Origin of the sequence: Kribbella sp. NPDC056345, assembly GCF_042262745.1 — a bacterium.
Taxonomy (GTDB): domain Bacteria; phylum Actinomycetota; class Actinomycetes; order Propionibacteriales; family Kribbellaceae; genus Kribbella.
The window spans coordinates 127,396-153,890 of record NZ_JBHJQQ010000015.1 but is presented as its reverse complement, the minus strand read 5'-3'; the positions used below and the strand labels follow the sequence as shown (position 1 = coordinate 153,890).

General features: G+C 68.4%; 22 protein-coding genes. 8 read left to right on the top strand and 14 right to left on the bottom strand.

What is annotated here, in order from left to right:
• Positions 1 to 128 precede the first annotated feature (128 nt).
• The 3 genes from ACFCV3_RS36370 (at position 129) to ACFCV3_RS36360 (ending at position 7,924) form a co-directional block, all read left to right on the top strand.
• On the top strand, positions 129 to 1,259 hold the full coding sequence (locus tag ACFCV3_RS36370; protein WP_376038280.1) for a glycerophosphodiester phosphodiesterase: 1,131 nt from the start codon (positions 129 to 131) through the stop codon (positions 1,257 to 1,259).
• A gap of 16 nt (positions 1,260 to 1,275) precedes the next feature.
• A complete protein-coding gene (locus tag ACFCV3_RS36365) occupies positions 1,276 to 2,082 on the top strand; it encodes a spermidine synthase (RefSeq protein ID WP_376038277.1) in 807 nt (268 codons plus the stop codon).
• 88 nt (positions 2,083 to 2,170) lie between these two features.
• Positions 2,171 to 7,924 (top strand): hypothetical protein, encoded by a 5,754-nt coding sequence (locus tag ACFCV3_RS36360; protein WP_376038275.1) that lies wholly within the window; start codon positions 2,171 to 2,173, stop codon positions 7,922 to 7,924.
• Here ACFCV3_RS36360 and ACFCV3_RS36355 read toward each other — a convergent pair.
• On the bottom strand, positions 7,893 to 8,381 hold the full coding sequence (locus ACFCV3_RS36355) for a helix-turn-helix transcriptional regulator (protein WP_376038272.1): 489 nt from the start codon (positions 8,379 to 8,381) through the stop codon (positions 7,893 to 7,895). The genes ACFCV3_RS36360 and ACFCV3_RS36355 overlap by 32 nt on opposite strands.
• A 75-nt stretch (positions 8,382 to 8,456) precedes the next feature.
• On the opposite strand from ACFCV3_RS36355, the gene ACFCV3_RS36350 reads away from it, so the two are divergent.
• Both ACFCV3_RS36350 and ACFCV3_RS36345 read left to right on the top strand, forming a co-directional pair.
• Positions 8,457 to 9,314, top strand: a complete 858-nt coding sequence (locus tag ACFCV3_RS36350) for an MOSC domain-containing protein (protein WP_376038269.1) — start codon at positions 8,457 to 8,459, stop codon at positions 9,312 to 9,314.
• Positions 9,315 to 9,325: 11 nt separating this feature from the next.
• Complete coding sequence (locus ACFCV3_RS36345; protein WP_376038267.1) at positions 9,326 to 10,573, top strand: M1 family metallopeptidase; 1,248 nt, start codon at positions 9,326 to 9,328, stop codon at positions 10,571 to 10,573.
• On the opposite strand, the gene ACFCV3_RS36340 is transcribed toward ACFCV3_RS36345, so the two are convergent.
• Both ACFCV3_RS36340 and ACFCV3_RS36335 read right to left on the bottom strand, forming a co-directional pair.
• Entirely contained in the window at positions 10,570 to 11,037 is a 468-nt protein-coding gene (locus ACFCV3_RS36340) for a lamin tail domain-containing protein (protein ID WP_376038265.1), read from the bottom strand. The two genes, ACFCV3_RS36345 and ACFCV3_RS36340, sit on opposite strands and share 4 nt — an antisense overlap.
• Positions 11,038 to 11,147: 110 nt before the next feature.
• Complete coding sequence (locus ACFCV3_RS36335) at positions 11,148 to 11,897, bottom strand: MBL fold metallo-hydrolase (RefSeq protein ID WP_376038263.1); 750 nt, start codon at positions 11,895 to 11,897, stop codon at positions 11,148 to 11,150.
• Positions 11,898 to 11,982: 85 nt separating this feature from the next.
• Between ACFCV3_RS36335 and ACFCV3_RS36330 the strand changes: the two genes are divergently transcribed.
• A complete protein-coding gene (locus ACFCV3_RS36330) occupies positions 11,983 to 12,921 on the top strand; it encodes a GlxA family transcriptional regulator (RefSeq protein ID WP_376038260.1) in 939 nt (312 codons plus the stop codon).
• Here the strand turns inward: ACFCV3_RS36330 and ACFCV3_RS36325 are convergent.
• The 6 genes from ACFCV3_RS36325 to ACFCV3_RS36300 all read right to left on the bottom strand — a co-directional run bounded on the left by ACFCV3_RS36325 (position 12,918) and on the right by ACFCV3_RS36300 (position 19,103).
• On the bottom strand, positions 12,918 to 13,184 hold the full coding sequence (locus ACFCV3_RS36325; protein ID WP_376038258.1) for a hypothetical protein: 267 nt from the start codon (positions 13,182 to 13,184) through the stop codon (positions 12,918 to 12,920). The genes ACFCV3_RS36330 and ACFCV3_RS36325 overlap by 4 nt on opposite strands.
• A 214-nt stretch (positions 13,185 to 13,398) precedes the next feature.
• Positions 13,399 to 15,006 carry a hypothetical protein gene (locus ACFCV3_RS36320; RefSeq protein ID WP_376038256.1) on the bottom strand — a complete coding sequence of 536 codons (1,608 nt, stop codon included), beginning with the start codon at positions 15,004 to 15,006 and terminating at the stop codon, positions 13,399 to 13,401.
• 210 nt (positions 15,007 to 15,216) lie between these two features.
• Entirely contained in the window at positions 15,217 to 16,182 is a 966-nt protein-coding gene (locus tag ACFCV3_RS36315; RefSeq protein ID WP_376038253.1) for a CAP domain-containing protein, read from the bottom strand.
• A gap of 170 nt (positions 16,183 to 16,352) precedes the next feature.
• Positions 16,353 to 17,153, bottom strand: a complete 801-nt coding sequence (locus ACFCV3_RS36310) for a CAP domain-containing protein (protein WP_376038250.1) — start codon at positions 17,151 to 17,153, stop codon at positions 16,353 to 16,355.
• An 81-nt stretch (positions 17,154 to 17,234) separates the two neighbouring features.
• Positions 17,235 to 17,894 (bottom strand): GNAT family N-acetyltransferase, encoded by a 660-nt coding sequence (locus tag ACFCV3_RS36305; protein ID WP_132404878.1) that lies wholly within the window; start codon positions 17,892 to 17,894, stop codon positions 17,235 to 17,237.
• Between the two features lie 78 nt (positions 17,895 to 17,972).
• Positions 17,973 to 19,103, bottom strand: a complete 1,131-nt coding sequence (locus ACFCV3_RS36300; RefSeq protein WP_376038247.1) for a GNAT family N-acetyltransferase — start codon at positions 19,101 to 19,103, stop codon at positions 17,973 to 17,975.
• 79 nt (positions 19,104 to 19,182) lie between these two features.
• On the opposite strand from ACFCV3_RS36300, the gene ACFCV3_RS36295 reads away from it, so the two are divergent.
• The gene (locus ACFCV3_RS36295) at positions 19,183 to 19,995 is read left to right on the top strand and encodes a DeoR/GlpR family DNA-binding transcription regulator (protein ID WP_376038244.1); all 813 of its coding nucleotides are present in this window, start codon (positions 19,183 to 19,185) and stop codon (positions 19,993 to 19,995) included.
• Positions 19,996 to 20,136: 141 nt separating this feature from the next.
• Here the strand turns inward: ACFCV3_RS36295 and ACFCV3_RS36290 are convergent, their stop codons facing one another.
• The 3 genes from ACFCV3_RS36290 to galT form a co-directional block, all read right to left on the bottom strand.
• Positions 20,137 to 20,934: a M23 family metallopeptidase gene (locus ACFCV3_RS36290; protein ID WP_376038241.1), complete on the bottom strand. Its 798-nt coding sequence runs from the start codon at positions 20,932 to 20,934 to the stop codon at positions 20,137 to 20,139.
• A 115-nt stretch (positions 20,935 to 21,049) separates the two neighbouring features.
• The gene (gene galK / locus ACFCV3_RS36285) at positions 21,050 to 22,177 is read right to left on the bottom strand and encodes a galactokinase (RefSeq protein ID WP_376038239.1); all 1,128 of its coding nucleotides are present in this window, start codon (positions 22,175 to 22,177) and stop codon (positions 21,050 to 21,052) included.
• Positions 22,174 to 23,223: a galactose-1-phosphate uridylyltransferase gene (gene galT / locus ACFCV3_RS36280; protein WP_376038237.1), complete on the bottom strand. Its 1,050-nt coding sequence runs from the start codon at positions 23,221 to 23,223 to the stop codon at positions 22,174 to 22,176. Before galT ends, galK begins: the two co-directional genes overlap by 4 nt.
• Positions 23,224 to 23,355: 132 nt before the next feature.
• Here galT and ACFCV3_RS36275 point away from each other — a divergent pair, with 132 nt between their 5' ends.
• Positions 23,356 to 24,684 carry a hemolysin family protein gene (locus ACFCV3_RS36275; protein ID WP_376038235.1) on the top strand — a complete coding sequence of 443 codons (1,329 nt, stop codon included), beginning with the start codon at positions 23,356 to 23,358 and terminating at the stop codon, positions 24,682 to 24,684.
• Here the strand turns inward: ACFCV3_RS36275 and ACFCV3_RS36270 are convergent.
• Together ACFCV3_RS36270 and ACFCV3_RS36265 are read right to left on the bottom strand one after the other, a co-directional pair.
• The gene (locus ACFCV3_RS36270; RefSeq protein ID WP_376038234.1) at positions 24,626 to 25,888 is read right to left on the bottom strand and encodes an MFS transporter; all 1,263 of its coding nucleotides are present in this window, start codon (positions 25,886 to 25,888) and stop codon (positions 24,626 to 24,628) included. The genes ACFCV3_RS36275 and ACFCV3_RS36270 overlap by 59 nt on opposite strands.
• Positions 25,885 to 26,472, bottom strand: a complete 588-nt coding sequence (locus tag ACFCV3_RS36265) for an ArsR/SmtB family transcription factor (RefSeq protein WP_376038232.1) — start codon at positions 26,470 to 26,472, stop codon at positions 25,885 to 25,887. Before ACFCV3_RS36265 ends, ACFCV3_RS36270 begins: the two co-directional genes overlap by 4 nt.
• Between the last annotated feature and the right edge of the window lie 23 nt (positions 26,473 to 26,495).

The following is a 26,495-nucleotide window of genomic DNA, read 5'->3' as shown; positions in this document are numbered from 1 at the left end:
CCCTGGGTAGCCTCCGACTTGCTCACATCCTCACGAGTTCGTTCACCGGTTGGACATCTGACGTCTTGCGGACGGCTGCCGCCGTCCCCGAGGGTTCTCCCAGTCCCTGACTTGTAAGGAGTTAGTCCATGAAGCGGTTCGTCCCCGTCGCCGTCTCGGCCCTCGCGGTCGGCGCGACCCTGCTGGTCCCGCCGGCGGTCCAGCAGACCCAGCAGAACGGCGGCCAGGCTCAGGTCGCCGGTTCGGCGTACCAGCACCGCGACGACTTCGTCATCGTCGGCCACCGCGGCGCGTCCGGATACCGGCCCGAGCACACCCTGGCGTCGTACGAGCTGGCCGCCCGGATGGGCGCCGACTACATCGAGCCCGACCTGGTCACGACCAAGGATCGGGTCCTGGTCGCCCGGCACGAGCCGGAGATCGGCGGTACGACGGACGTCGCGAAGCACCCGGAGTTCGCGAACCGGAAGAAGACCAAGGTGCTCGACGGGACCCCGCTGACCGGCTGGTTCGCCGAGGACTTCACCCTCAAGGAGCTGAAGACGCTGCGCGCGGTCGAGCGGATCCCGGCGCTCCGGCAGCACAACACCGTGTTCAACGGCCGCTACCAGGTCCCGACCCTCCAGGAGGTCATCGACCTGAGCAAGCGGCTGTCCAGGGAGCTCGGCCGCCCGGTCGGCATCTACCCCGAGACCAAGCACCCGACGTACTTCCAGCAGCAGGGCCTGGCCCTCGAGCCCGAGCTGGTCAAGACGCTCACCCGCAACGGCCTGAACCGGCCCGATGCCAAGGTGTTCGTGCAGTCCTTCGAGGTCTCGAACCTGATCGCCCTGCACAAGCAGCTCCGGGTCCCGCTGGTCCAGCTGACCGACGCCGAGGGGCAGCCGTACGACTTCACGGTCGCCGGTGACAAGCGCACGTACGCCGACATCACCAGCCCGAAGGGCCTGAAGGACGTCGCCAAGTACGCCGCCGGCCTCGGCCCGTACAAGGCGCAGATCATCCCGTTCACGGCCGACGGCAAGCAGGGCAAGCCGACCACGCTGGTCGCCGACGCACACCGGGCCGGCCTGGTCGTGCACCCGTACACCTTCCGGGTCGAGAACAACTTCCTGCCGAACGAGTTCGACAGCAACGCGGTCCCGGCGGACTCCGGCAACCTGTTCGGCGAGATCGCGGCGTACCGGGCGCTCGGCATCGACGGCCTCTTCACCGACAACACCGACGTAGCGGTCGCGCAGGAGAAGGAAACGAAGTAGCTGACAAGATGGGTGGGTGGAACGCAAGGTCGGCTCGGGGACAGCGACGGTCGAGGCAGCGCCGGACGGTACGTTCGTGCTGCGGGTCGACGGGTCGCTGCAGTCGCAGGTCGATCTCGCGGATCCCACCCACCTGTCCTTCGAGTACATGCGCCGGATCGCCGACGTACTCGATGTCACGACGCCCCGCCGGCAGCCGATCGCGGTCACGCATATCGGGGGTGCCGCGCTCAGCCTGCCGCGGTACGTCGCGACCACCCGCCCGCGGTCCCGCCAGATCGTGCTCGAACCCGACGAGGATCTGACCGAGTTCGTCCGGGAGGCGCTGCCGCTGCCGAAGCGCTCCGGGATCAAGGTGCGCGGGGCCACCGGCCGGGCCGGGATCACCGAGCTGTACGACGACTCGATGGACGTCCTGATCCTGGATGCGTTCGAGCGTGAGGCAGTCCCGGCGAGCCTGGTCACCACCGAGTTCTTCGCCGAATGCGCCCGCGTCCTGCGCCCGACCGGTCTGCTGATCGCCAACCTGATCGACGGCCAGGCCGGTCTGCCGTTCATTCGCCGTACGGCGGCCACCGTGCGAGCCGCCCTGGGTGACGGCGTGGTGCTTGCCGAGCGCAAGGTTCTCCGCGGCAAGGGGTTCGGCAACGTGATCCTGATCGCTTCCCCGCACAAGGTGCCGGATCTGACCGCGACCGGTCGCCGCGCGCAGCCGCCGTACGACGTGACTCCGCTGACGGAGTTGGCCGGCAAAGCGACGGTGCTGGCGGACAGTGACGGGTTCATGCCGCCCGCCGCCCCACCGGGCACATTTCGTCCCTGACCCACCGCACGGGATGTAGCTGACAGGCTACAGACTGTGATAAGTAGAGGACGGCGTCCGCCCGCCACCTACGTAACGGGGGTCTGGGATGGGTCGGCTACGCCTAGGGATCGCTCTGCTGCTCGTCGCCGGATTCGGTCTGGTGCCCACGGCAACGGCCCAGGCGGAGACGATCCGGGCCTTCGGCAAGGTCTTCGGTACTCAGACCAATGGCGCGATCCGGATCACCGGCAACGCGCTGGAGACCTGCGACACCGTGGTCACCGCCTGCAGATCCGCGCTGGCCGGCAGCAGTTCAGGGGCCTCGAACAACGAATGGGCGATGCGCCTGCTCGACGCGGACGCCGACGCCGGGACGAAGTCGTCGTCCGCGGCAACGGTCAGCGTGCCGGCCGGTGCGAAGGTCATCTACGCCGGACTGTTCTGGGGAGCGTCCCGTGCCGCAGGCAGTGGTGGTACGGCGAGCTCTGGTGACGGCAAGACGATCAAGCTCAAGGTGCCGGGGGCAACGGCGTACGAAACCTTGACGGCCGGGCGCACCGACTATCTGAGTGCGCAGACCCAGGACTACTCGTCGTACCTCGATGTCACCGAGGTGGTGCAGAAGGCCGGCAGTGGCGAGTACTGGGGTGCAGATGTTGCCGCAGGCACCGGATCGGACCGGTACGCCGGTTGGAGTCTGGTGATCGCCTATGAGGACGCGGACGAACCGCTGCGCGACCTGACCGTCTTCAACGGCTACGCGCGGGTGACCACCGGTGACGTGATCAAGACCAGCATCTCCGGCTTCCTGGCCCCGCCGAGCGGCGCGGTGAACGCCCGCTTCGGCAGCGTGACCTATGAGGGCGACGCCGGGATCAGTGGCGACTACTTCGCGGTCAACGGCACCCGCCTCGCGGACGCGCAGAGTCCGTCGGCCAACTTCTTCGGCAGCCGGGTCACGGATGCCGGGGCCAATCTCACCGACCGCAAACCGGCCGCGCTGAACAACCTCGGTCTGGACGCGAAGGTGGTGGATGCCGCCGGCATCCTTGCGAACAGTGCCACCAGCGCAGAGCTCACCTTCGCCAGCACCGGCGACTTCTACTACCCGGCCGCGCTGACCACCCAGATCGACCTCTATGCCCCGGCGATCAAGGGCACCAAGACGGTGCGCAATCTGGCCGGCAACGAGCCGGCGAAGATCGGTGACACCCTCGAATACACGCTCAGCTATGGCAACACCGGTGACGACGATGCGCTGAAGGCCACGGCGCGCGACATCCTGCCGCCGAACACGACGTACGTCCCGGGCTCGCTCAACGTATCGCTGGGCGCTGTGGCCGGGGCGAAGACCGACCAGCCCGGTGACGACCAGGCCGAGTACGACGCCGCCTCGCGAACCGTCCGTTTCCGGGTGGGCACGGGGGCAGATGCAACCACCGGCGGTCGGCTGAAGAAGAACCAGAGCACCACGGTTCACTTCCGGGTGACCCTCGACGACGCCTCGGCCGGGACGACGGTTGTGAACACCGGCTACCTCGACTACACCGCCGAGACCCTCAACAAGCCGTACACCTACCGCACCGACGACGTCCACACCCCGGTGGCCGCATCGGCCGATCTCGAGCTGTCCAAGACCGGCACGCCGGATCCGGTGCCGGCAGGCGCCGATCTCACCTACACGATCGTTGCCAAGAACAACGGTCCGAGTACGGCGAAGGATGTCGCCGTCACCGACACTCTGCCCGACGGTGTCGAGCTGGTCTCGGCCAAGCCGGCTCAGGGCACCTGCGGTGGCACGCTTGCCTGCACTCTCGGCGATATTCCTTCCGGATCGAGTGTCGCGATCACTGTCGTGGTGAAGGTCCCGGCCGCCAGTACGGCGACCAGTTTGACGAACGTCGCCACCGGGACCACCTCGACGAGCGACCCGAACCCGAACAACAACACGGCCTCGGTCACCACCCCGGTGATCCGAACCGCCGACCTCTCGCTCGACAAGGCGGTCGTCCCGGTCAATCCGGCGGCCGGCGAGAAGGTCAAGTACACACTGACCGTCCAGAACAACGGCCCGTCCGAGGCCCAGCAGGTCCGGGTTGCTGACTCGCTCCCGGCCGGTCTGACGATCATCGACGCCCAGGCCCCAGCCCCGGCAGGATGTTCGGCGGCCGGCCAAGAGATCACCTGCCTCGTCGACACCCTGGCCAGCAAGGCCACGTTGGTCATCCAGATCACGGCCACCCTGGACTCGGCGTACCAGGGTGGTCCGCTGACGAACAACGCGGCTGTCTCCAGTGCGACTCCGGATCCGGACCCCTCCAACAACACCGGTACGGCGACCATCACGCCAGGTGATCCGAAGGCCGACCTGGTCGTCGGCAAGCAGACCGTCACGAACCCGGTCGTTCCGGGTAAGCCGGTCACCTACCAGATCACTGTGCACAACGACGGCCCGTCCGATGCTCGTGCGGTCCAGGTGGCCGATGACCTTCCGGCCACGTTGAGCGAGGCGACGGCCGACTCCACGGCTGGTTCTTGCACAGTATCGTCCGGTGAGATTCGCTGCGCGCTAGGTGATCTCGGGGCAGGTTCGACGGCGACGGTCACCGTCACTGCCAAGGTGTCGGCGACGGCCGTCGGCATGCTGACCAACAGCGCCACGGCAACCAGTACGACGCCTGACCCGGAGAAGACCAATAACACCGGCCGCACCACCGATACGCTGAGCGCGAGTGCGGACCTGGCGATCACCAAGACCGCGCAGCCCGCACCGGTTCTGGCCGGACAGCCCGTCACGTACACGCTGACGATCACCAACAACGGCCCCTCCGCCGCGCAGTCGGTCACAGTGACCGACCCGGTCCCGGCGCCGCTGAAGTACGTCTCGGCCAAGACCACACAGGGCTCGTGCGACCAGGCCGGTGGCACCGTCTCCTGCGCCGTGGGAACAGTTGCCCCGGGCAACGAGATCACCGTGACCGTGATCGCGAACGTCCCCTCCGGGACCCCGCCGAACGAGCTCGCCAACACGGCCAAGGTCGCATCGCCAACCTCGGATCCGGTGGCAGACAACAACACCGCGACGTACACACTGCTCACCGGAGCGCAGGCGAACATCACGCTGAGCAAGTCTGTCAGTCCCGACCCGGTCGTGGCTGGGGAGACGATCACCTACAACCTCACCGTCGGCAACGCCGGGCCGTCCGATGCGCAGGGTGTCACGCTGGACGACGACGTACCGGCTGCAGTGACCGGCGTGAGCGCCTCCGCCAGCGGCGGCGCGACCTGCAAGGTCAGCGACGGGCGAGTGACCTGTGAGCTGGCCTCGCTGGCTGCGGGCGACAGCTTCGTGGTCACCGTCAAGGGCACGCTCGCCCCGGCGACACCACCGGGCGCGCTGACCAACACGGCCTCGGCCGGTGCGAAGACGCCGGAGGATCCGACCGACTCCGACAACACCGCGACCAGTACGACGACCGTCCAGGCGCGGGCGGATCTCTCGATCACCAAGACCGCTCCGTCGACGGTTGTCGCGGGCAACGAACTGACCTACACGCTGACAGTTGGCAATGCCGGTCCGTCCGATGCGGTCGGTGCAGTCGTCACCGACACACTCCCCGCCGGTACGACGTATGTCCGCGGATCGAGCTCAGCCGGCGACTGCCTGCAGGATCCGTCGGTCTCGGAGCCGGCCGTGATCTGCCCGGCCGGTCGGATCAAGCCGGGTGGTCAACTCGTCATCACCGTGGTGACCAAGGTCGACCCGGCTCTCGCCCCGGGCAAGTTGACCAACGCAGCGACCGTGAGCTCGCAGACGCCTGATCCGGACGACGCCAACAACCGCGGCACGGCCGACACGGTAGTCACCGCCTCGGCCAACCTGTCGATCACCAAGTCGGTGCAGCCGTCGCCGCTGATCGCCGGTGGCGAGGGCCTCTACACCCTGACCGTGCACAACGACGGCCCTTCGAGCGCGCAGGCCGTCACCGTGACCGACACCCTGCCGACCGGCGTATCGGTGCTGGCGGCAACGAGTGCCGACGGCAACTGCACCACCGCGGTCAGCTGTGCGCTCGGGACGATGGGACCGGGTGCCGACGCGGTCGTGCAGATCCGGGTCAAGGTCGATTCGGGCCGGACTGCGGCGATCACGAACGCGGCCAGTGTCACCAGTACGACGCCGGATCCGGATCCCAAGGACAACACCAGCACGATCACCACCGAGGTCGACCAGTCCGCCGATCTCGCGGTCATCAAGACCAGCGACGAGACGTCGGCGACCGCCGGTGGTGGCGTGACGTATCGCCTCACCGTCGTCAACAACGGCCCGTCCGATGCGACCGCGGTCGTGCTGGCGGACACGCTGCCGACCGGGCTGACTCTGATCAAGGTCGAGCCCGACTGCAAGCTCACCGGGCCGAAGATCGAGTGCGCACTGGGGACGCTGGTCGCAGGTAAGTCAGCGACGGTCGTAGTCACCGCGGCCCTCGACTCCGGCTACACCGGTACGACGGTTGTGAACACTGCCACCGCGAAATCGCCGGTGCCCGATCCCGATGACACCAACAACAGTTCGACCGTCACGGTCCCGGTCGGTACCAGCGCGGACGTCCAGGTGACCAAGCAGTCCGAGCCGGGGACCGTCACGCCGGGCAGCACCTTCGACTACACGATCGTGGTCACCAACGCCGGCCCGTCGGTCGCGCGTTCGGTGCTGGTGACCGACACGATCCCGGCCGCTCTGACCATCGTGTCGGCGGGAACCCCGTGCCAGGTCGACGGATCCACGGTCCGCTGCGCGCTGGGCGACGTACCGATCGGGCAGGTGCTGCTCTCGATCCGAGTGAAGCTGGCTGCGGGGTATGACGGCGCGACGCTGACCAATACCGCGACGGCCACGTCAACGACACCCGATCCGGACAAGGACAACAACACCGGAACGAGTGTTTCGCCGGTGGCTGCCCAGGCGGATCTGGCCATCACCAAGACGATGTCCCCGGCCAACCCTGTGGCAGGTCAGCAGGTGACGTACACGCTGACCGTGAAGAACAACGGTCCGTCCGATGCGCGCAAGGTCGTCATCACCGACGAGCTGCCGCGCGGGCTGAGCAAGGTGTCCGCGACCGGTCCGTGCATTGTGCTGCCGCCGACGGCACCCGGCGCGCCGGATGCTCCCGAGGCCGGGACAGTCCAGTGCAGTACGGCGTCCCTGGCCGAGGGGGCGACGATCACCGTGACGATCGCGGCGACTGTCGTACCGGGGTTCGGTGGGGAGCTGGCGAACGTGGCGCGGGTGGGGTCGGCCACGCCGGATCCGGTGGCTGCCAACAACGAGGCGAAGGTCTTCGGGCGTCCTGGGCGGTCGGCGAACCTCGAGGTGTTCAAGACGGCGTCGAGTCCGAGTGTGGTTGCGGGTGGTTCGTTGCGCTACCGGATCGCGGTTCACAATGCCGGTCCGTCGGTGGCGCTGAAGGTGTCCGTGACCGATGAGCTGGCGGCTGGGCTGCGGTTGTGGGCAAAGCCGGGGTGGTGCCAGGCCGCCGGGCAGCTCGTCGCCTGTGCGATCGAGCGGATCGACCCCGGCAAGACGGCAGAAGTCTTGCTCGATGTGGTGGTAGATCCGAAGCACGGGAGCAAGTCGTTGGCGAATACCGCGACCGCGACTTCGGTGACGCCTGATCCGGACCTTCAGGACAACACCAGTTCGGTGATCGTCACGGTGAAGTCCAAGCCTGCTGGTCAGCTGCCGGACACCGGTAGCCCGTTCAGCCTCTGGGCGGTCGCGATGGCGCTCATCCTGCTGGCGGCCGGGACCGTGCTGATCGTGGTCAGCCGGCGAGCCGATCGACACAGTCGCTGAAGGCGAGGCGCTCGGTGCGGCTCGCGCCGAGCGCCACGATGAACTGATCGAGCCGGTCAGGTCGCGGTACCCGGCCACCTCGCAGCCAGCTCTGCAGGGTGGCCCGCGGGATCCCGGTGAGCCGCTCCAGTGAGCGGAGTGACCTCGGCCTGGTCAGTGCGGTGAGCGCTGCGCCGAGGTCCGCTGGGGTCGCGGCCGCGCGCACCAGTTCGCTGACGTCCTGGGGGTCGCGGGCGGCCGCCTCCCAGTGCCGCCGCCAGATCGGCAGGAGCTCAGCCGGTACGTCGCATCCGGTCAGGAACGCGACTGTCACCGGCCAGCTCGGGAGCTGCTTCCCGCTGGTCGCGCGGACCAGATGGGCATGCGAGTAGTGGGCCTGATCGGCCAGCTCGCGATAGCTGAGACCGGCATCCTGACGGACGCGCTGCAGGGCGCCGGTGAACGCTTCCAGCTGCATGGCAACCTCCTCGTGATCAAACATAAGTCAACATGAACAAACAATTCAAGTGACCTCGACCCGTAGGATGGAGCCATGTCTGTCGCGCGTGTGGCTGCCCTGGTCCACTACCCCGTGAAGGGGCTGTCCGGCGTACCGGTCGAGCAGGCCGAGATCGGGTCGAGCGGAGTCGCCGGAGACCGCAGCTTCATGCTGGTCGATACCGAGGGTGCGGTCCTCAGCCAGCGCTCGGTGCCCGCGATGGCGGCGCTGCGGGCCGAGTTCGTGGGTGATGGCCTGCGGCTGTCCGCGCCGGGTGCTCCGGACCTCGTCGTACCGATCCAGTACGACGGGAAGCGGCGCGACGTCAGCCTGTTCGCCCGGTGGTTCGGGCAGGGCGTGGTCCAGGCCGCGGCGGCGGACGAGTGGTTCTCCACGCGGCTCGGCCGGCCGGTGGGCCTGGTCCGGGTGACGCCGGAGCATGAGCGGCCCGGCTGGGGTGTGCACCGCGGCGAGACCGGATTCGGTGACGCGCATGCGCTGCTCGTCACCTCGCTGTCGTCGCTCGACGGGCTGAACGAGCGGATCATGAGCCGCGGCGGCGAGGCGATCCCGATGAACCGCTTCCGGCCGAACATCGTGGTCTCCGGCTGGTCCGAACCGCACACCGAGGATCGAGTACTGCGGATGTCGGTCGGTGCGGTCGAGATCGGCTACTCGGCCCGCGCGATCCGGTGCGCGGTGCCGACGGTCGACCAGGCCACCGGGCAGAAGTCCGGGCCGGAGCCGACCCGCACCCTGGCCTCCTACCGGCGGGAGCCGGCGTACGGGGGCGGCGTCAGCTTCGGGATGAAGGCGGCCGTGCTGACCGGTGGGACGGTCACGGTCGGTGATGAGATCTTGGTACACGACTGGATCCCGGCCGGGACGGATCCGGCGCCCGCCACCCGGTAGCGTCCGGAGCTGTGCATCGGCTCCTACTGTTGCTGCTGGCCCCGATCTCGTTGCTAGCGGCCCCTAGCTCGCCGCCGGCTCCGGGCGCGCCGTCGTACGAGGTTGAGTTGACCGGTACGCCGGACGGCCGGACCTGGTCGGGGCGGGAGACGATCAGCTTCACGAACACGGCGGCGGAGTCGCTGCCGGAGGTCTACGTGCGGCTGTGGGGCAACTCGCGGGGTTGCGGCGCGGTGGTGGTCACGGGTGGCACGGCTATGCGTGATTGCACGGTCGTGAAGTTTCCGCTGCCGGAGCGGCTGGAGCCGGGGAAGCGGACGTCGATCAGCTTCGACGTGAAGGTGACTGCGCCGGATCGTGAGGATCGGTTCGGGCGGTCGGGGAAGTTCAGTTTCTTCGGCAACGCGCTTCCGGTGCTGGCGGTTCGGGACGCGGCCGGGTGGCATCTCGAGCGTGATGTGGGGATCGGGGAGAGCTTCTACACGGTCGCGGCCGACTTCGCCGTACGGCTCCTGCATACCGGGGACCTCGCCGTACCGTCGACCGGGGTGCTGAGTGACGGTGTTGCAATCGCTAGGCAGGTAAGGGATTTCGCCTGGGCTGCTGGCCCGTTCCGGACGACGTCGATCACATCGCCAGGTGGTGTGACGGTGCGGACGTGGGCGACGCCGACGGTCACTGCGGAGGCGGTCTCGTCGGCTCGGGCTGATGCTGCTGCGGCACTGGACGAGTTCGGTCGGCGGTTCGGTGCGTATCCGGATCATGAGCTCGATCTGGTGCTGAACGATCGGTGGACCGCGTTCAGTGGGATGGAGTACCCCGGGTTCGTGCTGCTGATCTCACCGAAGAGTCCGGTTGTTCATGAGGTCGCGCATCAGTGGTGGTACGGGATCGTCGGCAACAACGAGTATGCCGATCCCTGGCTGGACGAAGCGTTCGCGACGTACGCGACCGACGTCTTCGAGGGCAATCATCGCGCCGGGTGCTGGCCGGGAACGTTGCCCGTAGCAATCACTCGGGACATGGGCTATTGGGGTGCGCACGACACGTCGTACGGGACCTTTGTCTACACCTATGGTTCCTGCATGCTGCACGAGCTGGAGCGATTGATCGGTACGCCGGCGATGGAGCGGCTGCTGGCGTCCTACGCGAAGGCCCATTGGCACGGGGTGGTCACCCCGGCCGATTTCAAGGCCGCCGCGCAGGCCGCCAGTTCCGTCGAGCTCGCGCCGTTCTGGCGCGATCACGGGATTGGCTAGCAGGTGACGGCCGCCCGGCCTGTGACGGCCGTGTAGGTGCAGAAGTCGATGACCTTGTTCAGTGAGTTCTGCAGGCGTGCGGTGTCGCCCGTGTTGTTCCAGATGTAGTTGCCCGAGCCCCAGTACAGATGGTTCGCGCTGTTGCGGCCCTTGCCGGTGTGCACCAGGACCGTGCTGCGCGCCTTCAGGACGAAGGTCGGTGGGAAGAAGTAGACGTGGCTGGCGGCATCGCGGATCCGGTAGCCCTTCAGGCTGAGCGGGCGCGTGGTGTTGTTGCGGATGCTGATGTACTCGAGGTTGATGTGCGCGTTGGTCCTGGTGTCCGTACCGGCCGGGTCGTACTGGATCCCGGCCACCAGGAACTGCGGTGCCGCCGCCGAGGCCGGCAGTGGGGCCAGGACCCCGGCGGCGAGAACCGTCGCTGCGATCCCGGCTGTGGGCAGGCTGAAGCGTCGCGTGAACAAGGAATTCCCCTTTGGCAGTGGGCCAGATTCCCCCCGGCCCTGATGGTTCGTGCTGCCGGTCCCCCCGGCTCTGGAGACCTTAGGAGTTACGCTCCGTGTTCGTCAAGGGCTCAACGAACCTCGGTGGCCACCCCGTGCTCGAGGAGCTGCAGACGGTCGGTGAGACCCGCCGTGGCGAAGGCCTGCGCGAACTGGTCCGGGCCTTCGGTGAAGTGCGCCCAGCCCTCGGTGTGGACCGGGATGATCGTCGCCGGCGCGAGCAGGTGAGCGGCCTCGACGGCCTCGGCGGAGGTCAGCGTCAGGTTCGCGCCATCGAGGAGCGCGGTCCGCGCGCCACCGGCGAAGAGCACCGCGATGCCGAACGGTGCGAAGCGGTCGGCGATCTGCTTGACCAGGTCGACCGACGCGTTGTCACCGGACACGTAGACGGTCGGCAGGTCCGCGCTCTGCAGGACGAAGCCCGTGACGACACCCAGTACGGCGTCCGCCCCTTCTGGCCCGTGCAGCGCCGGTACTGCGGTCACTGTGACCCCGTCGAGCTCGATCGACTCCCAGCTCTCGAGCCCCTGGACACCGGGGATCCGGGTGCCCGCACCGGGCGTGGACAGCACGGTCGGGATCGACGGCAGCAGCGCTCGGCCGGCCTCGTCGAGGTTGTCGAAGTGCTCGTCGTGCGACAGCAGTACGACGTCGACCGGGCCGAGGTCAGCCGCTGGGATCGCCGGGCCGGTCAACTTGGTCATCACCCGGCCGCCCGGCATCTGGTATTCGCGCGGCGGGTCGAAGGCAGGGTCGGTCAGGAAGGTCAGGCCGCCGTACGTGAACAGCGCGGTCGGCCCACCGATGTGCGTGATCTTCATGTCCTCGATCCTCTGTCGCGACGGTCGGTCTCACCATTGGCCCGAGAGCCATAGTTCCTGAAGATCGGGCCATATACTTCGAGACATGCGTAGCGTCGCCGTACTGGCCTTCGACGGGATGAGCCCGTTCCACCTGTCCGTGCCGTGCCTGGTCCTCGGTGATCCGTGGGGCGACGGCCGGTACGACGTGCGCGTGTGCGCGGAGGAGCCGGGTTCGCTGCGGACCAACGCCGGGTTCGGGATCACGGTCGAGCACGGGTTGTCGGTGATGGAGACCGCCGACGTGGTGATCCTGCCGAGCTGGGAGCCGTCGCGGACGCCGTCCTCGGTGCTGTTGACCGCGATCCGGCAGGCGCATGCACGTGGGGCGGTCGTGCTCGGGCTGTGCATCGGCGCGTACCTGGTCGCCGCGAGCGGGATCGCGGACGGCCGCGAGGTGGTCACGCACTGGCGGTGGGCCGCGGACCTGCAAGCCCGGCACCCGGACCTCGCCGTACGGGCCGATGTGCTCTGGTCGGACCTCGGCGACGTGATGACGTCGGCCGGTACGGCGTCATCGCTCGACTGCTGCCTGCACCTGGTGCGCACGCAGTACGGCGTGGAGGCGGCCGAGGCGCGCGCTCGCGACCTCGTGATCGCGCCACACCGCAGTGGCTCGCAGGCGCAGTACATCCCCGTCCCGGTCCCGCCCGACCCCGGTGACGACGTGATCGAGAAGGCCATGGTGTGGGCGCGAGCCCGCCTCGATCAGCCGGTATCCCTCGACGAATGGGCCTCCGCGGTCGCGCTGTCCCGCCGTACGTTCACCCGTCAGTTCCGGGCCCGGACCGGCAGCTCAGGCCAAGCCTGGCTCCTCCAGCAACGCCTGGACCGCGCCCGCCTGCTCCTGGAAACCACAGACCACCCAGTCGAACGAGTAGCCACCGCCAGCGGCTTCGGCAGCAGCGCCGCCCTCCGCCACCACTTCCACGCCGTCCTGGGCACCACGCCCCAACGTCACCGCCAGGACTTCGCCCCCGCCTAGAGCAGCCAGAACAACGTGTAGATCGCCGGCGCCGCAAACGTCACCAGCAGGATCCACGCCATCATCCGATGCCACGGCTTCCCCCGATCCAGCCCCGAGGCGAACGACAACACCGCCCCCTCCTCGGTATGCCGGCTCAACCCCATCCGCTTGGCCTCCTCCGGCCGCCGATCAGGTCGCTCGTCCGCCAGCGCATCCGGCGGAATCCCGAAATGCGCCGGCCGCTCCGGCTCCAGGTCCCCACGTTCACGTTCCCCGAACATGCACCCTCCCGCCCGTCGCCTCCCCCCATCGTCCCACCCCCCGCCCCCAAACACCCGCGACTTGGAGAGTTCGAACGCTGACCGAAAGGTTGCGTACCGACGGAAGGACAGGACGTATGGCCATGCGACTGGGCTCACGGCCGCCCGCGCCCGCCTGGGCGAGCGCGCAGCAGACGTATACGTCCTGTTCTTGGGGTGATGTCAGGCCCGCGCCCTAGCGGAAGATTGCTACCCAGGCCACCCGCGTGCTCGTGCCAGTGCAGATGCCGATCCCGCAGAGAGGTCCAGTCCTGTAGCTAGCTGTCTTCCGGCCGACGGACATGGTGGTGAGTCCGCAGTTGAGCAGGGTGCCCTCGTTGCTCGACATCATCCGGTCGTATGCCTTGTCGGCCGACCAGTTGTCACCGCCCGCGGTCGCCTTCGAGTTGGTGTTCCCGCCGTTGGCGGTGTTGTCCTCGGCGCGCTCTTGAGCCTCGGACTCCGCGCTGCGAGTCAGCCCGGTGTCTCGCTTGAGGTCTGCGCAGCCGTTGCTGCGGCGGGCGCTGTTGATCTTGTTGAACAGCTGCATTTCGTTGCCGTCCATGTCGCCGTCGTCCTTGGGCGGGGGTGGCGGCGGTGGGGGCGGGGTGTTGGTGGGGTCGCCGGTGGGGGTGGTGGTGGGGCGGCTGGTGGTTGGGGGTGCGGTGGGGCGGGTGGTGGCGGTGCTGGTTGGGGCGTCGGTGGGGCGGGTGGTGGGGGTTTCGGTGGGGCCGCTTGTTGGGGGTGTGGTGGGGGTGACGGAGGTTGTTGGGGTGCCGGTGGGGGGTGCTGTGGGGGTGGCCGGCGGTGTCTTCGGCGGGACTGTGGGGTCGTCGACGGGGACGGTGCTGGGGGTTGCGTACGAGTCGTCGGTGCGGGTGCCGATCGGGAGGGAGGCGTCGTTGTTGTCGTTCGGCGGCTGGTGCAGGAGGATCCACGAGATCGGGCCGACGACGAGGAGCACGGCTGTCACCGCGACGAACGGGCGGCGCTTCCTACCGGTACCACCTGCGGTTCGGGCGATCGGATGGCCGTCGGCGTCGACCGCCGTACTGTCTGCTGCCTGGCGTGGCGGACGGTTCGCGGCCGCCTTGCTCTCGCGGATTGCTGCGGTGCGCGGGCCGGACAGTTCGCTGGCGCCTCGTGCCGTGCGCGGGTCCGCAATCGACGCAGCCGGCGGTTGCGTGTACGACGGACTCGGCGTCACCGGCGTGGATTCGAACTGGCTGGTCGCTGCCGCGGTCGAGTCGAGCCGGGCGGTCGCCGCCGAGGTGGGGTCCAACCGCGGAGTCGAGGAGTCGAAGCGGGGGGTTGGGTCCGGGGTGGGGGTGGTGGGGCGCTCGGGGCGTGGGGTGGCCCAGGCGCCTAGGCCGGCGAGGTCCTCGGCCGGGGTCGATTGGCGGGTTCGACCGGTCGGGGTGGGCTCGGGTGCCGGGGTGGGGGCGGGGGACTGGGTGACCCAGCCGCGGGAGCCGGTGCTGTCGGCGGACGCCGTACGGAGGGGTGTGCTTCCGTCGCCGGACGAGCCGAGTGGTGTGCTGCCGGCCACCGGGCGCGGGGCGTACTGAGGCGTGGAGTCCGTGCGGGTGCGCGCTTCCAGGTGGGCTTGGGTGTCGGCCCAGGCCTGGCTGTCGGTGCGGGGCTGGGCGTTGGCCCAGAAGGGGGACTCGCCGCCGCGCGGGGCGTAGCGGGGTGGCTCGGGCGGGGGCGTGGGAGCCGGTTCCGGCGCGTTCGGCCGGGAGCCGCGGGCGCGGGTCGCCTTCCTGCGTGGTTTGTGCCGGCCACTGCCGGAATCGGACGACATTATGTCGTTGTTCCCTTCACTGTCTCGCCCCCAAGACGTGCCTCATCTACCGTCGCGCCCGGGTCCGTGGAACGAACCGAACGTTGCGACAAGGACGGATCTACCCGCCGGGACCGGCCGGAAATCGACCGGACGTTGTGGCATTCGAACAACGTCTGCGCCACTGTCGGTGCCTTCGACACAATGACAACCCTGTACGACGGCCGCGGCCTAGCTGCGGCCGAAGTCCTGCACCCAGCTTCCGGGACCCCAGTCGGACTTCACGCGTCCGGGGTCGAAGCCGACGCCGAGCAGGTTGAACTTGCAGTTCAGGATGTTGGCCCGGTGTCCCTCGCTCTTCATCCAGGCCGCGACCACCTTCTGGGCGGTCGGGTACCCGGCGGCGATGTTCTCGCCCCAGCTGCCACCGTCGTACCCGGCGGCGCGCATCCGGTCGCCCGGGTCCTGGCCCTCGGGGTTGGTGTGGTCCAGGTAGTGCCGGCGGACCATGTCCGAGGCGTGCCGGCCGGCCGCCTCGACCAGAGCGCTGTTCAGCCGGAGTGGGCCGCAGCCGTTCTGCTGGCGGACCTGGTTGGTGAGCTCGAGCACCTCGCGCTCCTGCGCGTTGGTACCGCCACCGTCGTTCGTGGGCGGGGGCTCGGGCGTGTTGCTCGGCGGCTTACTGGTCTCGGTCTTCGTCGGCGTCGTCCGGGTCGGCTTCGGCTTGCTCGGCGTACCGGGCTTACCTTCGATCGTCCGCGGCTTGCCCGGGGTGACGATGACCGTGGTCACGCCGGTGGTCGGCGCGGTCGGTGTCGTCAACGGGGTCGACGGCGAACCACTCGGAGTGACTCCCGGCGTACTCGGCGTCGAGGTCGTCGACGTGCCGTTCGCTCCGGAGCCGATCACGGCGGTGGTGACCTTGCCGTTGGCCAGTGTCTTGGTGACGGTCTTCAGCGGGCCGGTGTGCGCGTCGTCGACGAGCGAACCACCCGAGTCGTCCCGGGTGTCCTCGGAGACGTTCAGTACCTTCGTCGCGTCGCTGACGGTCGAGTTGTCCCGCGACATCAGATAGATCACCGGGCCGATGGCAACGAGCACCGACAACGAGCTGGCAATCGGGCCGACCAGGCCCCGTTTGTTCTTCCGAGCGCGTCGGGTACCGCGGTGCCGCCGGGGGGTTGGCGCATCCGTCATGGGTGGGCGAATCCTCTTCGTGTGCGTCGTTCCGAGTACTGCGTCGTTCCCCGCGGTCCTTCCAGGTCCCCCCTGGTCACCGAACAGCGACCTTAACCGATACGGCGGGTCACCGTTACACTTCCGCGACCCGACTTAACGGTTCCTGAAGGTTTATCGACCCATTGCTCTCAGCCACCGAAATCCTGGACCCAAGAACCCTTGCCCCATTCGGGTTTCACCTGTCCGGAGTCGTAGCCGACACCTAGCATTGTGTAGTCGCAATTGAGGATGTTGGCCCGGTGTCCGGGGCTGTTCATCCAGCCCTTCACCACCGCGGCCGGGCTGGTGTAACCGACAGCGATGTTCTCGGCCATCGCACCGCCCTTGAAGCCGGCCGCTTTCATCCGGGCGAACGGCGTACGGCCGTCCTGGCTGTTGTGCGCGAAGTAGTGGTTGACCACCATGTCGGACGCGTGTGCCTCGGCCGCCTTGGTCAACGCGCTGTTCGTCCGCAGCGCCCCACAGCCGGCCTTCTTCCGCTCGGCGTTGGTCAAGGTCAGCACCTGAGCTTCGGGACTACCGGAGGCCGTCGTCGTGGTCGACTTCGTCGGCTTCGAGGCCCTCGGGGTCGCGGTGTGGCTCGGCGCGGTCGTGGGCTTCCGCGTGCCCTCGCGGCTCGGCGCCGTACTGGACCTGGTCGGCGTCGGTGTCGGCGTCTTGGTGACGGCCTTGGTCGGCGTGGGCGTGACAGGCGCCGTACGGTGTGGTGTCACCGACGGAACGGTCGGCCGGATCGAGGTCGGGGTGGCCGAGGCGTCATCGGTCGGTGTGGGGACCGCGGTCAGCGGCTGCTCCTGACCCGTCACCTTCTGGCCGCCGACATCCCGCAGTACGAACCACCCGATCCCTGTGAGCACGACCAGCGCGGACAGGGCGGCGAGCAGCGGACCGGCAACCGCGGAGCGCGGCGACCGTCGGGGGTTCGTCATGGTGAGCAGCCTTGCCCACCCGGTTGTTGCCTGACTCCTTCGGAGACCGGCCTTAACGCATGTCTGACAATCCGAACCGGTCTAGCAACGTGCAGTAACCACGTCCGCGATGACCTTCCAGCCCAGGCTGCGGTACAGCCGGAGACCGTCGATCGACGCGATCAGGATGCCGCGCTTGGCGCCCTGGGCCGCGGCGGTCTCGACCAGGGAGGCCATCACCGCGCTGCCGAGTCCGCGCCGCCGGTGGGCCGGGTCGGTCTCGATCCGGTCCGCCACCGCGTCCGGCCCGACGACCGCCATCCGGCCGCTCGACACGACTCCACCGTGCAACGTTGCCCGGGTGATGATCAGGTCGTCCTCGAGCTCGGTGTGCAGCGCGTACCGCTCGTGCAGCTTCAGGGCAGGCTGCTCCGACAACTGGATCGTCATCAGCCAGTCCTGGTCGCGCTGCACCTCCAGACCGAGGTCCTCGAGCTGCTCGATCCGGGCTTCTTTGTCATCGGTCGCCAAGGTGATCCAGCCGGCCCCGCGGCCACCGGGCGCAGCCAAAGCCAGCTCCGCGGCGCGCTCGACCCGTTCGGGTTTGTCGTCCGCGTCCAGGACGACGTACTCCATCGCGCGGTTCTCCTCACCCGCGCGGACGGTCAATATCCCGTCCAGGTCGTCCTCAACCGTCGTCCAGCCCCTCGAGACGGACCACCCGGCCTGCCAGCGGCGGACGAGTTCCTCACGATCTCTCACCAGTCGATTCAACCAGCCGAATGCCGAGACGGCGAGGGGAACGGTGTCGCCGGACCCAAACTCGCCGTCTCCCGGTGCTCACGGGCGGGGATCACCGGCCAGCAGATCGAAGACGTAGTCGTCGTCCCAGCGACCCTCCCGGCCGGGGGCCGCGGCCCGCGCGACACCGACCCGGTGGAACCCGTTGGCCTCGGCAACGTGCGCCGAGGCGGTGTTGTCGACCGCCGCGAGCAGCACCAGCCGCCGGCGCCCGAGACCACCCTGCTCGATCGGTGTGAAGGCGTGCTCGATCACCAGCCGCACTGCCTTCGTCATCACCGACTTGCCGCGGCCGGCGGGGTGCATCCAGTACCCGATCTCGCCGTGTCCTTTGTCCATCCGGTTGAGCATGGCAAAGATGCTGACGTTGCCGATCAGCTCGTCGGTGTCCGGATCCGCGATCGTCCACGACACGCCTTCGCCCGTGGCCCGGGCTTCCGTCCGGCCCTCGATGAACTGCTCTGCGTGGTGCAGCTCGTACGGCGAGGGCAGACCGGCCAGCCAGTACTGCGTCCGCTCGTCGCTGCAGGCTTCCATCACCCGCTGCGCGTCTGCCGGCCGCGGCGCACGCAGCCGGATCCCGTCACCTTCCAGCTCAGGCACCGACCACCAGTTGCCCTGCGGCTCCAGCTCGTCGTCGCGACCGACGGTTGCCACCCATTCGTCGTACCGGACACCTCGCGCCATCCCGCCACCCGGTACGACGACCAGTCCGCGGAAGCCGGCCTTCCAGGCGACCCGGCGGGATGCCCAGTTGCCGACGAAGGCCCGCCAGATCACCCGCGACCAGCCGAGATCGTCGAACGCGTGCCGGATCGCGAGCTTCGCCGCGCGCGTCATCACGCCCCGGCCGCGAACCCACGGACCGACCGAGAATCCAATCTCGCCGACACCACCCTCGCCGCCGTGCAGGCTGACCGAACCGGAGAACCGGCCGTCCACCTCGATCGCCCACTGCCGGGTCCCGTGCTCCTCGCGCCACCCGTTCGGTACGAGTTCGGTGAGGAAGAACTGTGCGTCGGAGCGCTCGTACGGCACCGGAATCACGGTCCAGCGCTGCATCTCCGGGTCCTGGCAGAGCTCGTACACGTCGTCGGCATCGGCCAGGGTGTGGGCCCGCAGGGTGATCAGGTCGTCGCGCAGTTCCGGCACGTCCTCGGGAAATCGCATGCTCCAGGGTGACAAGCCGGGTACGCCGCGGCAACGCCTTTTCCCTGACAGCGCGCCGAACTCCGTTTAGTCTTGGCACGTGAATGCAGCCGGACAGGAGCCGCCACGCGGCCGGGGTGGACAGCTGGCCGCGCAACGACAGGCCACAATCGTTGCCGAGGTCAACAGTCGCGGCGCGATCACGGTCGCCGAGCTGGTCGAACGCTTCGGCGTGTCGGACATGACGATCCGGCGCGATCTGGACGCGCTGGACTCCAGCGGCCTGCTGCACAAGGTGCACGGCGGCGCGACCTCGGTCGGACTGCGCAGCGCCCACGAGCCCGGGTTCGACGCCAAACTGACCCAGGAGTCCGCCGCCAAACAGGCGATCGCCGCCGAGGCCGCCGGCCGGGTCCAGCCGGACAGCGCGATCGGCATCGGCGCCGGGACGACGACGTACGCACTGGCCCGGCAGTTGCTCCGGGTGGAGAACTTGACGGTTGTCACGAACTCGGCCCGGATCGCGGACGTCTTCCACGGCAACTCCCGCTCCGACCGCACCGTCGTACTGATCGGCGGCATCCGCACACCGTCGGATGCCCTGGTCGGTCCCATCGCAACCGCCGCCCTCGGCTCCCTGCACCTCGACCTACTCTTCCTGGGCGCCCACGGCGTCGACGCCGAGCACGGCCTCAGCACCCCGAACCTGATGGAAGCCGAGACCAACCGCTCCTTCATCGCCGCCAGCCGCGAGGTCGTCGTAGTAGCCGACCACACCAAGTGGGGCACCGTAGGCCTCAGCACCTTCGCCACCTGGGCCGACCTGGACGTCATAGTCACCGACGCCGGCCTCTCCACCGCCGCCCGCAAAGCCATGCGCGACACCGGCTGCGAACTAGTCATCACGCCCTGACAACGGCGGTTGCCGCCGGGGCGGACGTGCAGGCCATCACAAGTGGGCTGGCGCGGTGTGGCTGAGCGGGCGCGCCCTGAGCGAACGGCAATTGTGATGGCCTGGCGGTCCGCGGATAAGCCACACCCCGCGGTTGGCGTACTAGGAGTGCGCTCGGAGTCTGTATTGCGGGCCGAAGAGTTTTTCGGCTTGTTTGGGGCCGATGTTGCCGTCGGCCGCGGGGGTGCCTGGTTTGCATTTGTCGATCTGGATCTGCCACTTGGTGGCTTCGTTCTTGGTGTTGATGTCGTAGTTGCCGTTGACCGCGAGCGTCCTGCCGTGGACGAGTTTGATGCGGTTCAGGACGAACTGCAGGCGTTTCACGCTGTCGGACTGTTTGACGCCGAACTTGAGTTTGTCGAGGAACACGTCACCGGCGGCGAACGGGTTCCGGTCCGGTGATTTGCCGGTGTAGACCTGGTCCGGCGGGAAGATGCAGATCTCGTTCGACGCGGTGCCCTTGGGGGCTTTCTCGTTGGGGCCGATGTTGATCAGGTAGTCGTAGCGGCTGTTGGCCGTGCGGTGTCCCCACATTGCGGCCAGGTGCAGGTGTGGGCCGGTGGCGTTGCCCGAGCGGCCCGACTTGCCGAGCGGATCGCCGGCCTTGACCTGCTCGCCTTTCTTCACCAGCAGACCGGGCGACAGGTGCTGGTACAGCACGCTGGCCTTCTTGCCGCCGTGCCTGATGCCCAGTAGTACCCAGTTCGAAGGCGCGCCCTGGACGCCCGGTTGCGATTTGTTCGGCACGCCGTCGTTGCAGGCCAGGACAATGCCGTCCTGGACCGCGAAGACCGTCGTACCGTTCGCCACCGGATAGTCGAAGGCGGCGTGCTTACCGCCACTGGAATAACGCCATCCGGTTCCCACTTTGAGTTTTCCGGCAGGCAAAGGCAGAGCCATCGCTCCCACCCCACTTCCCCCAAGTTGTCTTTTCCCCTTAACGGGAAAATACGCCGGGAGTCGAGGGCTGCCCAGTCCTCACCACACAGGTCTGCACCAAGGGGCAAGAGGTCAATCAGTTGATTCGTGACGCACCGTTCGAGGGTGTTGCAGCGAGTGCACTCGGGGCTGTGAAACCCTTCTCTGCAAAGGCTTTCTCGATGGCGGCCAGTACGGCGTCGGCGTCGTCGGTGGCGGTCAGCGCGATGATGCAACCGCCGAAACCACCACCGGTCATCCGGGCCCCGACCGCACCTGCGGCCAGTGCGGTGTCGACCGCGACGTCGAGCTCCGGAACGGTGATCTCGAAGTCGTCGCGCAGGGACGCATGCGATGCGGTGAACAGCGGTCCGACGTCGCGCAGCCGTCCGGCCTTCATCAGCGCGATCGCGTCCTCGGTCCGCTTGATCTCGGTGACCACGTGCCGCACCCGGCGCCGGTCGACCTCGTCATCGAGCTTTGCCAGCGCAGCATCCAACTCGTCAACAGAAATCGAACGCAAAGCCGGTACGCCGAGTGCCGCCGCCGCGTTCTCGCAGCTCTGCCGGCGTGCGGCGTACTCACCATCGGCGTGCCGATGCGGCGCCTTCACATCGACCACAAGCAGCGTGAGACCGTCAGCTGCAGGATCGAACGGGATCTGGTCCAGCGAGCCGGAGCGGATGTCGAAGGCCAGCGCGTGCCCGGCCGTGCAGCACATCGAGGCGGTCTGGTCCATCAGGCCGACCGGCGCACCGACGTACTGGTTCTCGGCGCGCTGTGCGAGCCGCGCCACCTCGGCCGGCTCGACCTCGATGTCGGCCAGGCCCAGCAGAGCAACAAACGTGGCACACAGCAGTGCCGCCGACGACGACAGACCTGCGCCGGTCGGGACGTCGGAGTCGAAGAGCAGGTTCGCGCCGCCGATCGGGTAGCCCGACTCGCGCAGGATCCAGGCCGCGCCGGCCGGGTACGCCGCCCAGTCGTCGACCGAGTGCGGTGCCAGCTCGTCAATGGCGAACTCGATGACCGCGTCGTGCCCCACGGATGACACCGCGATCCGGCCGTCGGTTCGCGGCGAGGCATGCACCACGACCTCGACCGGCAGGGCGATCGGCAGTACGACGCCGTCGTTGTAGTCGGTGTGTTCGCCGATCAGGTTGACCCGTCCGGGAGCACGCCAGCTGCCGGCGGGCGCCGTACCGAAGATCTCCTGAAAGCTCACGAGCCGTCCACCTTCCGCAGGGTCTCGGCCACGTCCTCCGGGCGGGTGTCGCTGATGAACGCGCCCATCCCGGATTCCGAACCGGCCAGGTACTTGATCTTGTCGGCTGCCCGCCGGATGGACAGCACTTCCAGGTGAAGGTAGCCGAGCTCGCGGTCGATCCGGACCGGGGCCTGGTGCCAGGCGGCGATGTAGGGCAGCGGATCGCCGTACAGGCTGTCGAAGCGGTTCAGGACGTCGAGGTAGAGCTGGGCGAAGTCGTCGCGCTCACCGATCGAGAGGTCGTCGATGCCGGCCACCTGGCGGTGCGGGTACAGGTGCACCTCGACCGGCCAGCGGGCGGCCTCGGGGACGAACGCCGTCCAGTTGCCGTTCTCGGCGACGACGCGGGTGCCTTCCTTGCGCTCGGCGGCCAGGACGTCGGCGAACAGGTTGCTGCCGGCAACTTCCTGGTGCTCGCGGGCGCGCGCCATCAGGGTCCGGATCCGCGGCGGGAGGAACGGGTAGCCGTAGATCTGGCCGTGCGGGTGGCTGAGCGTGACGCCGATCTCGCGGCCACGGTTCTCGAACGGGAAGACGTACTCGATGTCGTCGCGGGCGCTCAGGTCGGCGTTCCGGTCGGCCCAGGCGTCCACGACCAGCCGCGCCTGGCCCTGGGAGAGCTGGGTGAACGAGCTGTTGTGGTCGCTGGTGAAGCAGAGCACCTCGGTCCGGCCGGGACCGGCGAACGACGGGAACCGGTTCTCGAACACGGCCACGTTGTAGTCGTGGTCCGGGATCTCGGTCGGGTTGCCCGGCTTGCTGGCGCAGAGCGGGCACTGGTCGGCCGGCGGCAGGTAGGTCCGGGTGTTGCGGTGCGTCGCGTAGGTGATCACGTCACCGGTCAGCGGGTCGGTCCGCAGATCGACCTGGGGCTGCGGGGCGGGCAGGCCACGGGTGTCCTCGAGCGGAACCCGGGCCGGCAGGTCGGCCGGGTCGTAGTAGATCAGCTCTCGGCCGTCGGACAGGTGGGTGTCCGTCCGGCGCGCACCACGGGGTGTCTTCACGCTAACCATCGTAAACCAACAAACTCGAACATGCATCGGGGAACCTGCCACCGGTACGCTGAGCAGATGGACGACCACGCCCAACGCCCGCCCTCTCGCCGTACGACGAGAGGGCTTTAGGACTCCCCAGCCATGAACGAAACAGTTCTCAATATCGTCCTGATCCTGGTTTTCGTGCTGATCGGCGGGGTGTTCGCCGCCGCCGAGATGGCGCTGGTCTCCCTGCGCGAGTCGCAGGTGAAGGCGCTCGCCCACCGCGGTAAGCGGGGCGAGACGGTGGCCCGGGTGGCCGCCAACCCGAACCGGTTCCTCTCCGCCGTGCAGATCGGCGTGACCCTGATGGGCTTCCTGTCCGCCGCCTTCGGTGGCGCGACGCTGGCCGACGCCCTCGCGCCGCACCTGCAGGACCTCGGTCTGCCCGAGGGCGTGGCCGCGACGGTCGCGCTGGTCCTGATCACGGTGCTGATCTCCTACGTCTCGATCGTGATCGGTGAGCTCGCGGCCAAGCGGCTCGCGCTGCAGCGCGCCGAGACGTTCGCGCTCGGCCTGGCCCCGCTGGTGGACCGGATCGCCTCCGGTGCCCGCCCGGTGATCTGGCTGCTCTCGAAGTCCACCGACCTCGTGGTCCGTGCCCTCGGCGGCGACCCGAACGCGAACCGCGAGGTGATGTCCGACGAGGAGCTGCGCGACGTGATCTCGGCGCACGAGTCGCTCGGTGAGGAGGAGCGACGGATCGTCGACGACGTGTTCGAGGCCGGCAGCCGGCAACTGCGGGAGCTGATGCTGCCCCGGACCGAGGTCGACTTCGTGGACGCGGAGATGCCGGCGTACAAGGCGGTGAAGTTCGCCTCCGACCGGCCGCACTCGCGGTACCCGGTGATGAACGGTTCGGCCGACGACATCGTCGGGTTCGTGCATGTGCGGGACCTGTTCGATCCCGCGGTGGCGTCGCGCTCGGTCCGGGTCGGCGACCTGGCCCGCGAGGTGCTGATGCTGCCGGACACCGCGAAGCTGCTGCCGACGCTGACCGAGATGCGCCGCCGCAGCACCCACCTCGCGATCGTCCTCGACGAGTACGGCGGGACGGCGGGGATCGTCACGCTCGAGGACCTCGTCGAGGAGCTGATCGGCGATATCAAGGACGAGTACGACGAGGAGTCCACCGAGACGACGCGGTTCCGCAGCGGCGACATGGAGGTCGACGGTCTACTGAACCTGGACGACTTCGCCGACGAGACCGGTCTCGAGCTGCCCGACGGCCCGTACGAGACGGTCGGTGGGTTCCTCGCCGCCCAGCTCGGCAAGGTGCCCGCGGTCGGTGAGGAGGCGCAGGTCGACCACCACACGCTGACCGTCACCGAGATGGACGGCCGCCGGGTCGCCCGGGTCCGCGTGCATCGGGTCAGGCCGGCAGGGGAGCAGCCGGTTCCGGACGAGGCTCCAGCACCCGTCGGCGAATAAGGATCACGGCGCCACCGACGACGTACCCGAGACCCTGGAAGACCAGGAGCGGGATGATGCCGACCACCTCGCCGAGCAGGCCGGCGGCGGCGATACCGAGCAGGACGGTCACGCCTTCGGCGGCCATGATGGCGCCGAAGATGCGGCCGCGGGTGCCGTCGGTGGTCAGGCGTTGCAGGGTGGTCATCATGCCGGCGACCGCGAAGGCGCCGGGCAGGCCGACGACGATCATGCAGACGAAGGCCGGGATCAGGCTGTCGGAGAAGAGCGGATAGCAGAACAGGGTGAGGTCGACCAGGCCGAACGTCAGTGCTCCGACACCCCACATGGTTGCCGCGGGCAACCGTGAGCCGACGGCCGCGGCGACTAGACCGCCGATGATCCCGCCGATCGCCTGCGACGACACGATCAGGCCGTAGGCCTTGCCGTCACCGCCGAGTTCGGTGGAGACGAACGGCGCGAACAGCGTGCTCATCACCCCTTCGCCGAGCCCGGTCACCAGGCAGAACACGAACAGCAGCCGCATCCCCGAGCCCCTGACGCACAGCTTCAGTCCTTCGGTCCACTCCTCCTTCAGCCGCCGGATCGCGCCACCGGCGGCCTCGGCGACCTCGCGGATCCGCTCGGTCCGATGCCGTACGGCGGAGAGCAGCGCGACCGCGAGCAGGAACGTGGCCGCATCGACGATCGCCAGCAGGGTAAGGCCGCCGGCCGCGGTGAGGACGCCGCCGATCGCGGCGCCGATCAGCCGGGAGAGGTCGCGGATCTGACTGTTCAACGCATTCGCGGTGACGAGTTGTTTGGAGTCCACGAGAACCGGGATCAACGACTGCTCGGCCGGCTGGAAGAACTGCTGCAAACACGCTTGAGCGAGCACGACGCCGTACACGATCCAGATCGTTCCGGTGCCGCGAACCGCGAGCAGGGGAAGGAGAACCGCCGCGTTCAGCAGGTTGGCCACGATCATCGTCCTGCGCTGATCCCAGCGGTCGACGAAGACTCCGGCGAGTGAGCCGAGCAAGACGGTCGGGGCGAACGATGCCAGCAGCAGACCACCGGAGGCCAGGGTCGAACCGGTCATCACGTAGACCTGGAAGGCGAGGCCGGTGCGGAGCAGCCAGTCGCCGGTGAGAGAGATCAGGCCGGCGCTGAGCACCAACCGGTAGTCGCGCTGCCGTGCAAGGACGCCCCACAGCTCCTTCATTCCGGCTCCTCGGGGTGCACGGTGACGATCTGGGTGATGGAGACGTACCGGCTACCGACCGGGCGGGTCGATTCATCGTCGATCGGGCGCTCCTCGACGTACCGCCCGATGAGGTTCTCGACCTGCTGGACAAGCTCGGCCAGTTCGTCACCGGTCAGGTAGATACCGCTACGGCCGATTCCGGCGTTGTCGCGCCAGATCGGCTCTTCGTCCTTGCGTTGCTGCTGCCACTCAGCCAGTGACTCCAACGCCCGCTCAGCCAGCAATTGCTCCAGTACGTCGGCCGCCGCCGCGCCCTCGGGAGTTCGTACCGCATCCCGCCACGACTGCGAAGTCGACACCAACCGCCACGGCCGCTCCCGGTTGTCCTTCCCCGGCGCCGGCTCCACGAAGTCGTACTTCGCCAACTGCCTCAAGTGATGCGAGGCCAGCGCCTGGCTGATCCCCAACCGCCGCGCCGCATCAGCCGCCGTCATCGGCCCTTCCCGCCCCAGCAGATTCTGCAGATCCAGCCGCACCGGGTGCGCCATCGCCCGAATCGCCAGCGGATCATCCAGCAACCGGGTCCGCTTCTCCAAAGACATGCTTGGAATATGAATCAGCGCGG

What these genes read in the sequence shown, in the direction of transcription:
- ACFCV3_RS36265 (WP_376038232.1), bottom strand. Translation starts at nt 26,472, where the DNA reads ATGTCTTTGGAGAAGCGGACCCGGTTGCTGGATGATCCGCTGGCGATT.
- ACFCV3_RS36370 (WP_376038280.1), top strand. Translation starts at nt 129, where the DNA reads ATGAAGCGGTTCGTCCCCGTCGCCGTCTCGGCCCTCGCGGTCGGCGCG.
- ACFCV3_RS36325 (WP_376038258.1), bottom strand. Translation starts at nt 13,184, where the DNA reads ATGTTCGGGGAACGTGAACGTGGGGACCTGGAGCCGGAGCGGCCGGCG.
- ACFCV3_RS36270 (WP_376038234.1), bottom strand. Translation starts at nt 25,888, where the DNA reads ATGAAGGAGCTGTGGGGCGTCCTTGCACGGCAGCGCGACTACCGGTTG.
- ACFCV3_RS36315 (WP_376038253.1), bottom strand. Translation starts at nt 16,182, where the DNA reads ATGACGGATGCGCCAACCCCCCGGCGGCACCGCGGTACCCGACGCGCT.
- ACFCV3_RS36335 (WP_376038263.1), bottom strand. Translation starts at nt 11,897, where the DNA reads ATGAAGATCACGCACATCGGTGGGCCGACCGCGCTGTTCACGTACGGC.
- ACFCV3_RS36320 (WP_376038256.1), bottom strand. Translation starts at nt 15,006, where the DNA reads ATGTCGTCCGATTCCGGCAGTGGCCGGCACAAACCACGCAGGAAGGCG.
- ACFCV3_RS36300 (WP_376038247.1), bottom strand. Translation starts at nt 19,103, where the DNA reads ATGCGATTTCCCGAGGACGTGCCGGAACTGCGCGACGACCTGATCACC.
- ACFCV3_RS36355 (WP_376038272.1), bottom strand. Translation starts at nt 8,381, where the DNA reads ATGCAGCTGGAAGCGTTCACCGGCGCCCTGCAGCGCGTCCGTCAGGAT.
- ACFCV3_RS36360 (WP_376038275.1), top strand. Translation starts at nt 2,171, where the DNA reads ATGGGTCGGCTACGCCTAGGGATCGCTCTGCTGCTCGTCGCCGGATTC.
- ACFCV3_RS36350 (WP_376038269.1), top strand. Translation starts at nt 8,457, where the DNA reads ATGTCTGTCGCGCGTGTGGCTGCCCTGGTCCACTACCCCGTGAAGGGG.
- ACFCV3_RS36330 (WP_376038260.1), top strand. Translation starts at nt 11,983, where the DNA reads ATGCGTAGCGTCGCCGTACTGGCCTTCGACGGGATGAGCCCGTTCCAC.
- ACFCV3_RS36275 (WP_376038235.1), top strand. Translation starts at nt 23,356, where the DNA reads ATGAACGAAACAGTTCTCAATATCGTCCTGATCCTGGTTTTCGTGCTG.
- ACFCV3_RS36310 (WP_376038250.1), bottom strand. Translation starts at nt 17,153, where the DNA reads ATGACGAACCCCCGACGGTCGCCGCGCTCCGCGGTTGCCGGTCCGCTG.
- ACFCV3_RS36290 (WP_376038241.1), bottom strand. Translation starts at nt 20,934, where the DNA reads ATGGCTCTGCCTTTGCCTGCCGGAAAACTCAAAGTGGGAACCGGATGG.